This window comes from Saccharomonospora sp. CUA-673 (assembly GCF_001942305.1).
Classification (GTDB): domain Bacteria; phylum Actinomycetota; class Actinomycetes; order Mycobacteriales; family Pseudonocardiaceae; genus Prauserella.
In genome coordinates this window covers 35,359-45,191 of the sequence record NZ_MKKE01000034.1, presented here as the reverse complement: position 1 = coordinate 45,191, position 9,833 = coordinate 35,359, and the positions used below count along the sequence as shown (strand labels likewise).

Here is a 9,833-nt window from a genome sequence, read left to right as displayed (position 1 = left end):
CGACACCACCACCGCCTCAAACACCACCCACGCTGGACCCACAGCCACAACCCCACCCGCGGCACCACGACCATCACCACACCCCACGGCACCACCTACACCGCAACCGTCCCGGCCGTCCTCACCCCGCCGCCGTCCTGACCTCTCGCCGATGTCCTACGTTCGTCCCGTGGGATTCACCGGCTTCGGCGAGTACGCCATCGACTTCTACGACGGCCTGGTCGTTGACAACTCCAAAGCGTATTGGGACGCCAACTCCGCCACCTACCACCGCGACGTGCGCGCTCCCATGGAGCAACTCCTCGCCGAGCTGGCCGACGAGTTCTCCGACCTCGGCGAACCCAAGGTCTTCCGGCCCTACCGCGACGTGCGCTTCGCCAAGGACAAAACGCCCTACAAGACCCACTGCGGCGGCGTCATCGAAGCCGGACGCGGCGGCGGCGCCTACTACGTCGAGGTCGGCCCCGCCGGCATGCGCGTCGGCGGCGGATGCTTCCACCTTGCCGCCGACCAGCTTGCCCGCTACCGCCGCGCCGTCGACACGCCCGTCCACGGCACAGCACTCGAGACCGTCCTCGAACATCTCCGGAGCCGCGGCTGGGACATCGCCGGCGAACAACTCAGACCCGACCCCGCGGCGTCGACCCCTCCCACCCTCGCCTCGACCTGCTCCGCCACAAACGGCTCTACGCCATTCACACCTGGCCGCCCGACGACACCCTCCACGAACCGCACTGCCTCGACCGCGTGCGCACCGCCTGGCACCAACTGCGCGACCTCACGCCTGGGCCCGCGACCACGTCGGTGTGAGCGAACTCCCACGTCGCTGACCGGCACCGGAGCCGATACACCACCACCCCACGCGCGCCGCGCCGGATCGGTCAAGACGTGGCGACGCGGACACACTAGGCTGTGCAGGCGTGAGCCGACGAGCGAAGATCGTATGCACCCTGGGTCCCGCAACCGCGACGGCGGAGAAGGTCCACGACCTCGTCGTATCGGGCATGGACGTCGCCCGCATGAACTTCAGCCACGGCGACCACGACGACCACAAACAGGTCTACGAACTCGTGCGCTCCGCCGCCGCCGACACCGGACGCGCCGTCGGCATCCTCGCCGACCTCCAAGGCCCCAAGATCCGCCTCGGCACCTTCGCCAGCGGACCCGTCGAATGGCGCACCGGCGACACCGTGCGCATCACCGTCGAAGACGTCGTCGGCACCCACGACCGCGTCTCCACCACCTACAAGGGCCTCGCCGACGACGCCAAACCCGGCGACCGGCTCCTCGTCGACGACGGCAAGGTCGGCCTCGTCGTCGACAGCGTCGACGGATCCGACGTCGTCTGCTCCGTCACCGAGGGCGGCACCGTCAGCAACAACAAGGGCGTCTCCCTGCCCGGCATGGACGTGTCCGTGCCCGCCCTTTCCGACAAGGACATCGAAGACCTCGAATTCGCCATGGAGCTCGGCGTCGACTTCATCGCCCTGTCCTTCGTGCGCTCACCTGCCGACATCGACCTCGTCCACCAGGTCATGGACCGCAGCGGCAAGGGCCGCGTCCCCGTCATCGCCAAACTCGAGAAACCCGAGGCCGTCTACAACCTCGAAGCCGTCGTCCTCGCCTTCGACGGCCTCATGGTCGCCCGCGGCGACCTCGGCGTCGAACTGCCCCTCGAGCAGGTGCCGCTCGTCCAGAAACGCGCCATCCAGATCGCCCGCGAGAACGCCAAGCCCGTCATCGTCGCCACCCAGATGCTCGACTCGATGATCGGCAACTCGCGGCCCACCCGAGCCGAGGCCTCCGACGTCGCCAACGCCGTCCTCGACGCGCCGACGCCGTCATGCTCTCCGGCGAAACCAGCGTCGGCCGATACCCCATCGAAACCGTCGAAACGATGGCCCGCATCGTCGAAGCCGTCGAGGCCGACCTGCCCGCCGTGCCGCCCCTGTCCCACGTGCCCCGCACCAAGCGCGGCGTCATCTCCTACGCCGCCCGCGACATCGGCGAACGCCTCAACGCCAAGGCCCTCGTCGCCTTCACCCAATCCGGCGACACCGTGCGCAGGCTCGCGCGCCTCCACACGCGCCTGCCCCTGCTCGCGTTCACCCCGCTCGAAAGCGTCCGCAGCCAACTCGCACTCACCTGGGGCACCACCACCAACCTCGTGCCCAAGGCCGACTCCACCGACCGCATGATCCAACAGTGCGACCGCGCCATGCTCGAAACCGGCCGCTACCAGCACGGCGACCTCGTCGTCATCGTCGCCGGCTCGCCCCCCGGCACCGTCGGCTCCACCAACCTCATCCGCGTCCACCGACTCGGCGAGGAAGACCACGCCTGACCCATTCGGGCGGTAGTGCCAGAATCGCCCCATGACGGAACTGGCACGCGCCGCCGCCGCGGCCGCCGACGGGGGAGCCACCGGCCAACCGGTGCTCGACCAACTGGTGAACCTGCTCGACCTCGAGAAAATCGAGGAGAACATCTTCCGCGGGGTCAGCCCACCCAACTCGCCCACCCGCGTGTTCGGCGGACAAGTCGCAGGTCAGCGCTCGTCGCCGCCGGACGCACCGTGCCCACCGAACGGCATGTCCACTCGCTGCACGCCTACTTCATCCGCGGCGGCGACCCCACCGTGCCCATCGTCTACGAGGTCGACCGCATCCGCGACGGACGTTCCTTCACCACCCGCCGCGTCACCGCCGTGCAACACGGCAAGGCCATCTTCGCGCTGTCCGCCTCCTTTCAGAAGGACGAAGCCGGCGTCGAACACTCCTCGTCGCGGCCCGACGTGCCCGAACCCGAGACCCTGCCCACCCTCGCCGAACGCGTCGCGCCCTACGCCGACGCGCTGCCCATGCGTGCCGGCCCCCGCCCCCTCGACATGCGCTACGTCAACGACCCGCCCTGGGTCACCCGCGAGACCGGCAAATGGCCGGGCCGCAACCAGGTGTGGATGAAAGCCGACGGCGACCTGCCCGACGACCCGCTGCTGCACGTGTGCGTCCTGACTTACGCCTCCGACCTCACCCTCCTCGACTCCGTGCTCGCCGAACACGACGTGTACTGGGAGGTCGACCAGGTGCTCGGCGCCAGCCTCGACCACGCGCTGTGGTTCCACCGGCCCTTCCGCGCCGACAACTGGTTCCTCTACGACAGCACCTCACCCACCGCGTCCGGCGCGAGAGGCCTGGCCACCGGGCAGTTCTTCGCCCACGACGGTTCGCACATCGCCACCGTCGTCCAGGAGGGTCTCGTCCGCGTCCTGTGACCGGCCACGGGTCGTCACGTGCGCACCTGTGCGTGGTTTTCCCGGACAGGTAGGACGATTAAACAGCCGTGCAATTTGCAGTTTGTGCGAATGTTGGACAGAAACGGGATGAAGTGTTTCACCGTCAGTTCCTTTTTTTGCGCGCGATGGTTAGATGGGTCGGGTGTCGAGGTGGAGGTGAGCGATGACGCGTGGGCACGGCCCGACCGTCCGCCGTCGTAGGTTGGCGGGGGAACTGCGCAGACTGAGGGAAGCGGCGGACCTGACGATTGACGACGTGGCCGAACGACTCGAGTGTTCGGCCTCGAAGGTCAGCCGGGTCGAGACGGGCAACGTGGGGGTAACACCGAGGGACGCCCGCGACATGCTCGAGTTGTACGGGCTGATGGGGGAGGAGCTCGAAGCGCTGGTCCAGTTGGCCAGGCAGGCCCGCAAACGCGGATGGTGGCACGCCTACAACGAGGTCTTCACGGGCACGTTCGTCGGCCTCGAGGCCGACGCCAGCTCGCTGCGCGCCTACCAGGCGCTCCTCGTTCCCGGCCTGCTCCAGACCCGCAGATACGCACATTCGGTGATCAGGGCGATGCGGCCCGATGCCACCGAGAACGAGATCGAACGCCGCGTCGCGGCCCGGATGGAACGCCAGGCGTTGCTGCGCGACGTCCACCCGCCCGAATACTGGGCGGTCATCGACGAGGCCGTGCTGCACCGCGCCGTCGGCGGTCCCGAGGTGATGGCCGAACAGCTGTGGCGCATGGCCGACATCGCCACCCTGCCGCACGCCACGATCCAGGTCGTCCCGTTCGACGGCGGCGCACATCCGGGAATGGAAGGTCCGTTCGTCATTCTCGGTTTTCCGGAGCAGGCCGACCAGGACGTCGTTTACGTCGACAGCACGAATGGCGGTTTGTATCTCGAGGAGGCCTCCGAGGTTCACCGCTACGCGCTCATGTTCGACCACCTACGCGCCGCAGCGGCGAAACCGGACGATTCGGCCGACCTCATCGAGGCCGCCGCACGGCGGTTCGAGAAACACGACACCTGACACCCGGGGCCGGGCGGGCTGTGCACCAGGTGGCCCTGACCTGCCCGAACGGCCCCGGTCAGGCCCCAACGTACGCATACCGCACTGAAGTAGAGCATCACCCGGAGCGGCGACACTCCGGAGCCCGACAAGGAGAGCAGATGGCCAGCGCCCCGTTACCCGCGTCCTCGTTCCCCGTCCCCGGCGAACTCGGCTGGCGCAAGAGCACCTACAGCGGCGGCGGCAACGACTGTGTCGAGGTCGCGTTCCTCCCGGGAGGAACCGCGGTGCGCGACTCGAAGAACCCCGCAGCCGGCATGCTGCAGTTGTCGTCGGCCGAATGGGAGGCCGTGCTCAGCTCGGCCCGTCGCGGCGCCCTCGACCTTCCCTGAGCGCCACAATCCGCGATCCCTTACCCGGGGTGTGACCCGGCCACAGGCGGGTAAGGGGTCGGACGCGGATCGCACGGTCCGCACGTTCGAGGTCGACGTGATCGCCCGACGCGGCGGCCCCTGACTCAGGACCAACCTCTCGTGCACAGCATTCGTGGACGAGAGGAGCCGGCCGTCATGAGCCGCGACCATCAGTACCGGCCCTGGTTGGACCCGATCCAGGCCGAGGCGGAGTACCGCGCGGAGCAGCTGCGCCGCACCACCACCCGAACCCAACCCCCACCGTGCTCGCGGCACCAGGGCGAGCAGCGCCGGCATCGGCGTTCGTGGTTCCGTCGCCGCCGCACCGCCGAGGGGTGAGGAAAAAGCGACGAATCGGCGGCGACATGCGCGAGAATGCGTCGGTGGCTCGTCTGGGTTCCTCCGTTCCGCTCATCGGCCGTGACGCCGAGCTGACGCAGCTGGAGCGTGCCCATCAGCGGGCCCGTGACGGTGAGGCCGGTGGGGTGGTGGTGGCCGGCGACGCGGGGGTGGGCAAGACCCGGCTGCTGGCCGAGTTCACCGAACGCGCCGCCGCATCCGGTGCGTCGGTGCTGACCGGACGGTGCCTGGATCTGCAGTCCGGGGGACTGCCGTACCTGCCGATCGTGGAGGCCCTGGGCCTGCTGGCGGGCAGTGCCGGCGCCGAGGAGGCGCTCGCGAGCCGGCCTGCGGTGGGCCGGCTGCTGGCCCAGCTGTCGGACCCGGCCGCATCGCCGGTGTTCACGCCGGCGGCGTCGGCGGTCGGCGACGACCTCACCGGCGTCCTCGGCAGGTCGGCGCCGGCCGAGGCGGGCCAGCTGCAGCTGTTCGAGGCGATCCTCGGCCTGCTCGGCGACCTCGCGGCCACGCAGCCGGTCGTGCTCGTCGTCGAGGACCTGCACTGGGCGGACGCGTCGACCCGCTCGCTCGTGTCGTTCCTGTGTTCCCGGCTGGGCAGGCAACGGTTGCTGGTGGTGGCCAGCTATCGCGCCGACGACGTCCACCGGAGGCATCCGTTGCGCCCGGTGCTGGCCGAACTGGCCCGGCTGCCGCGGCTCGAACGGCTCGACCTGCTGCCGCTCGGCCCCGACGACGCCCGCAGCGTCGTCACGGCCCTGTCGGACGAGGCCGCCGGCGGGCTGCCGCCTGCCGTCGTCGACGACCTGGTCGCCCGCTCGGAGGGCAACGTGTTCTTCGCCGAGGAGCTGGTGGCCGCCGACGCCGTGGCCGACGAACTGCCGATGGCGCTCACCGACCTGCTGCTGGCGCGGGTCGAACGGCTCGGCGCGGCGACGCGGCGGGCGCTGCGGTGCGCGGCGGTCGTCGGTCACGGCATCGGACACGCCGCCCTGGTCGACCTGGTGGGCGACGACCCGGAGGAGCTCGAGGAGGCGCTGCGCGAGGCGGTGCACCACCACGTGCTCGTGGCCGACGGCAGCAGCTACCGATTCCGGCACGCGCTGCTGCGCGAAGCGGTCTACGCCGACCTGCTCCCCGGCGAACGGACCCGGCTGCACGGGGCCTACGCGGCATGGCTGGCCGGTGGCGCGCCGCGGCGCGGCCGCGACGCCGAGCTCGCCCACCACAGCCTGCACGCCAAGGACTTCCCGGTTGCCCTGGCCGCCGCGGTCCGTGCCGCCGACGAGGCCGAACGGCTCGGCGCCCCGGGCAGCGCCTTGCGGCATCTCGAACAGGCCCTCGACATCGTCGACGCCGTCCCGGCCGAGCAGCGTGACCCCGAGGCCGGGCACGACGAGGTGACCCTGTTGATGCGGGCGGCGGCCTGCGCGGCGGCGTCCGGTGAACCGGAACGCGCGATCACGCTCGCTCGCGGCGCCGTCGAGCGCGTGGGCACCGAGCCCACCGTCGACCCCGTCCTGGCCGCCCGCGCGTGGTCTCGACTCGCCGAGGTGCTGTCCTGGCTGGACAGCACGTTCGACGAGGGCCTGGACACCGTCGAGACGGCGTGGCAACTGCTGTGCGGTACGTCGGAGGGCACGGCCGCGGACCGCGCCACGGTCCTCGAGCTGCGGGCCCGGATGTTGCGGGCCGAGCAGCGCTACGAGGAGGCCAGGGTCGTCGCCGACGAGGCGCTCGGCTGGGCCCGCGAATCCGGTGATCCCGTGCTCGAGATCCTGGTGCTCGTGGTCGTCGGCGGGCTGGCCGACAACGCCGGGTATCCCGGCGAGGCCCGGACGGTGCTGGCCGAGGCGCGGGACCGGGCCCGGGAACTCGGTGCCTTCGACGTCGAGGCGCGCGCGGGATATCTGCTGGGCGTGAGCCACGAGGACGCCGGCGAGGTCGTACCCGCCCGGGAGCTGTACGGCGCGGCGCTCGCGCGGGCCGAGGCGGCGGGCCTGCGGTGGAGCTTCTTGGGGATCAGCCTGCGCGTGCGCCACCTGGCACTCCGGTTCGCCACGGGCGACTGGCCGCCCGAGGTCGGCGAACGCCGCGCGGCACCGTCGACGACCGCGGAGGCGTTCGTCGGTGCCGGCGACGTCGAGTTCGACATCGCCCGCGGCCGCCTCGACGAGGCGGCAGAACTGATCGAACGACTGCGCGAGCATCGCCGGGCCGACCTGTGGATCGCGCTGGCCGCGTCGCTGGGCGGTGCGACCGTGGGGTACTGGCGGCGCGAGTTCGCCGGCGCCGCCGCGCGCGCCCGCGAGGGCCTCGACTGGATCGCCGCCGACTTCCCGTACTCACCCGCGGGAATTCGGGTCGGCGCCGTGGGACTCGAGGCGTGCGCGGCGTGGGCCGCGGCCGCGCGCCGCGGTGGCGACGATCCCGCACCGGCCGTGGCAGCGGGCGAGGCGCTGTGGGCGGGGGTCCGTCACTGTCGGGACACGTCGATCCCGCGGAGCGGAGAGATGGGGCCGGAGGGTCGCGCCTGGTACGCCCGTGCCGAGGCCGCGGCCGGCGGACTGCACGGCCCCGCCGATCCGGCGGCGTGGCGGGCCGTCGTCGAGGCCTTCGACTACGGCGCCGTGTACGAGCAGGCCGTGTGCCGGCTGCACCTCGCCGAGGCGCTGCTCGCCGCCGGCGACCGGGACGAACGGCGCCGGGACGAACGGCGCTGGGACGAGGCGGCCGGCGAACTGGCCGAGGCCGATCGCGTCGCCACCGAGCTCGGCGCGCCGCCGCTGCGGGACGCCGTGCGTGCGCTTGCCCGCCGCGCCGGAATCGGCACCGGGCCTGCACCCGTGCCGGACGTCCTCACCGGACGCGAGCTGTCGGTCCTCGAACTGGTCGCCCTCGGACGGACCAACCGGCAGATCGGCGCCGAGCTGTACATCAGCGAGAAGACGGTGAGCGTGCACCTTTCCCGCGCGATGGGCAAGCTCGGCGTGCGGCGACGGGCCGAGGCCGTCGCCGCCGCCTACGAACGAGGTCTGCTCGTCGGCGAGGTCAGCGCCGGGGGAGATGCTTCAGCAGCGCGATACCCCACGTCATGACCCGTGCCCACAGCCGTGTCGGCACGCCGCGCATCGGGCGCAGGGGCAGCCCGCGCTGCACCGCGACGGCCTGCGCCTCGGTGTACTTGAGCAGACCCTCGTCGCTGTTGCGCCGGCCGACGCCGGAGTCCTTCATGCCGCCCATCGGCAGGCCCACGGTGCCGAACGTGGCGGCGTAGCCCTCGTTGACGTTGACCGTGCCCGCCTTGATCCGCGCGGCCACCTCCGCGCCGCGGCGGGTGTTGCGGGTCCACACGCTGGCGTTGAGGCCGAACTCCGTGTCGTTGCGCGCGCGATGGCCTCGTCGACGTCGGAGTAGGAGTAGACCGACACCACGGGGCCGAACGTCTCCTCGCGGAACAGCTTCGCCTTCTCCGTCACGCCCGTGAGCACGGTCGGCTCGTAGAACAGCGGACCGATGTCCGGCCGCGGCCTGCCACCGGTGACGACCGTCGCGCCGGCCGCGCGCGCGTCGTCGACGTGCGAGGACACGGTGTCGAGCTGGTCCTGCGAGGTCAGCGAGCCCACGTCGGCGCGGTAGTTCAACGCTCCGCCGAGGGTGATCTCCTTCGTGCGCTCGGCAAGGGTGCGCACGAACTCGTCGTGGATGCTCTCGTGCACGTAGATCCGCTCCACCGCGACGCAGAGTTGCCCGGCCGAGGAGAAGCAGGCCGTCACCGCGCCCGAGGCCGCCTTGCTGATGTCGGCGTCCGGCAGCACCACCATCGGGTTCTTGCCGCCGAGCTCCAACGAGTAGCTCGTCAGCTGTCCCGCGATCTGGCCGGCCATCCGCTTGCCGGTCGGGGTCGAGCCGGTGAAGCACACGTAGTCGGACTCGTCGACGATCGCGTCGCCGATCACCGAACCGCGACCGAGCACCACCTGCCACACGTCGGCGGGCAGGCCGGCCTCGGCGGCCAGTTCGTGCAGCCAGAGCGCCGACAGCGCCGTCTGGTTGTCCGGCTTCTGCACCACCGTGTTGCCCGCCGCGAGCGCGGGCAACACGTCCATCGCGGTGAGCGCCAGCGGGTAGTTCCACGGGGAGATCACGCCGACGACGCCCTTCGGGTGCCGGTTCTCCGCCGTCTTCGTCAGCACCGGCAGCACGCCGGAGGCTTCTTCGGCGCGAGGATGCGCGCGCTGTTCTTGCCGTAGTAGGTCGCCACGAGGCTCGTCGCGAGGATCTCGTCGAAGGCGTCGATGCGCGATTTGCCGGCCTCGACCTGGACGAGGTCCATCGCCTCGTCCTGTCGCTCCAGCACCAGGTCGACCAGTCGGGCCAGCACCCGCTGGCGTTCGCGCACCGGCTTGGCCGCCCAGGTGCGCTGGGCGTCGCGGGCCAGCTTGAACGTCGCCCGCACCTCGCATCGCCGGCCTGCGGCAGCGTCGCCATCGGCGTGCCGGTGAACGGCGCGGGCATCTCGACCGGACGGCCGTCGAGGCCGACGGTCACGCGGGCGAGCAGCTCCGCGGCCCGCTGACGGGAGGGCGCGCCGGGCACGCCGCCGATCGGGTCGGCGGGGCTTCCGGTCTGTCCGGACTGATCGGGCGCGCTCGGCGCGGTGCTGGTCACGGTTTCCCTCCGAACGAACAATGTCGTGTCCAGGGTGGGGGCGTGCACCTCCGGCGACCCGTCACCCATGACTGTTACTCCCGAGTAATACCTT

General features: G+C 71.2%; 4 protein-coding genes and 4 pseudogenes. 7 read left to right on the top strand and 1 reads right to left on the bottom strand.

Features of this window, described 5'->3' with window-relative positions:
• Positions 1-169 precede the first annotated feature (169 nt).
• The 7 genes and pseudogenes from BJF85_RS16720 to BJF85_RS16690 all read left to right on the top strand — a co-directional run bounded on the left by BJF85_RS16720 (position 170) and on the right by BJF85_RS16690 (position 8,166).
• Positions 170-830, top strand: a pseudogene (locus BJF85_RS16720) (DUF2461 domain-containing protein).
• 90 nt (positions 831-920) lie between these two features.
• Positions 921-2,344: pseudogene (gene pyk, locus BJF85_RS16715) on the top strand (pyruvate kinase).
• A gap of 31 nt (positions 2,345-2,375) precedes the next feature.
• Positions 2,376-3,274, top strand: a pseudogene (tesB, locus tag BJF85_RS16710) (acyl-CoA thioesterase II).
• 184 nt (positions 3,275-3,458) lie between these two features.
• On the top strand, positions 3,459-4,319 hold the full coding sequence (locus BJF85_RS16705; protein WP_075848833.1) for a helix-turn-helix transcriptional regulator: 861 nt from the start codon (positions 3,459-3,461) through the stop codon (positions 4,317-4,319).
• Between the two features lie 140 nt (positions 4,320-4,459).
• Entirely contained in the window at positions 4,460-4,690 is a 231-nt protein-coding gene (locus BJF85_RS16700) for a DUF397 domain-containing protein (RefSeq protein WP_075848831.1), read from the top strand.
• A 177-nt stretch (positions 4,691-4,867) separates the two neighbouring features.
• The gene (locus tag BJF85_RS16695) at positions 4,868-5,050 is read left to right on the top strand and encodes a hypothetical protein (RefSeq protein WP_075848829.1); all 183 of its coding nucleotides are present in this window, start codon (positions 4,868-4,870) and stop codon (positions 5,048-5,050) included.
• Positions 5,051-5,076: 26 nt separating this feature from the next.
• Entirely contained in the window at positions 5,077-8,166 is a 3,090-nt protein-coding gene (locus BJF85_RS16690) for a LuxR family transcriptional regulator (RefSeq protein ID WP_075848827.1), read from the top strand.
• Here BJF85_RS16690 and BJF85_RS16685 read toward each other — a convergent pair.
• A pseudogene (locus BJF85_RS16685) lies at positions 8,120-9,739 on the bottom strand (succinic semialdehyde dehydrogenase). The gene BJF85_RS16690 and the pseudogene BJF85_RS16685 sit on opposite strands and share 47 nt — an antisense overlap.
• Positions 9,740-9,833: the final 94 nt, after the last annotated feature.

Excerpts from the sequence above, each read along its gene's own strand:
- BJF85_RS16705 (WP_075848833.1), top strand. The coding sequence starts at position 3,459 with ATGACGCGTGGGCACGGCCCGACCGTCCGCCGTCGTAGGTTGGCGGGG.
- BJF85_RS16700 (WP_075848831.1), top strand. The coding sequence starts at position 4,460 with ATGGCCAGCGCCCCGTTACCCGCGTCCTCGTTCCCCGTCCCCGGCGAA.
- BJF85_RS16695 (WP_075848829.1), top strand. The coding sequence starts at position 4,868 with ATGAGCCGCGACCATCAGTACCGGCCCTGGTTGGACCCGATCCAGGCC.
- BJF85_RS16690 (WP_075848827.1), top strand. The coding sequence starts at position 5,077 with ATGCGCGAGAATGCGTCGGTGGCTCGTCTGGGTTCCTCCGTTCCGCTC.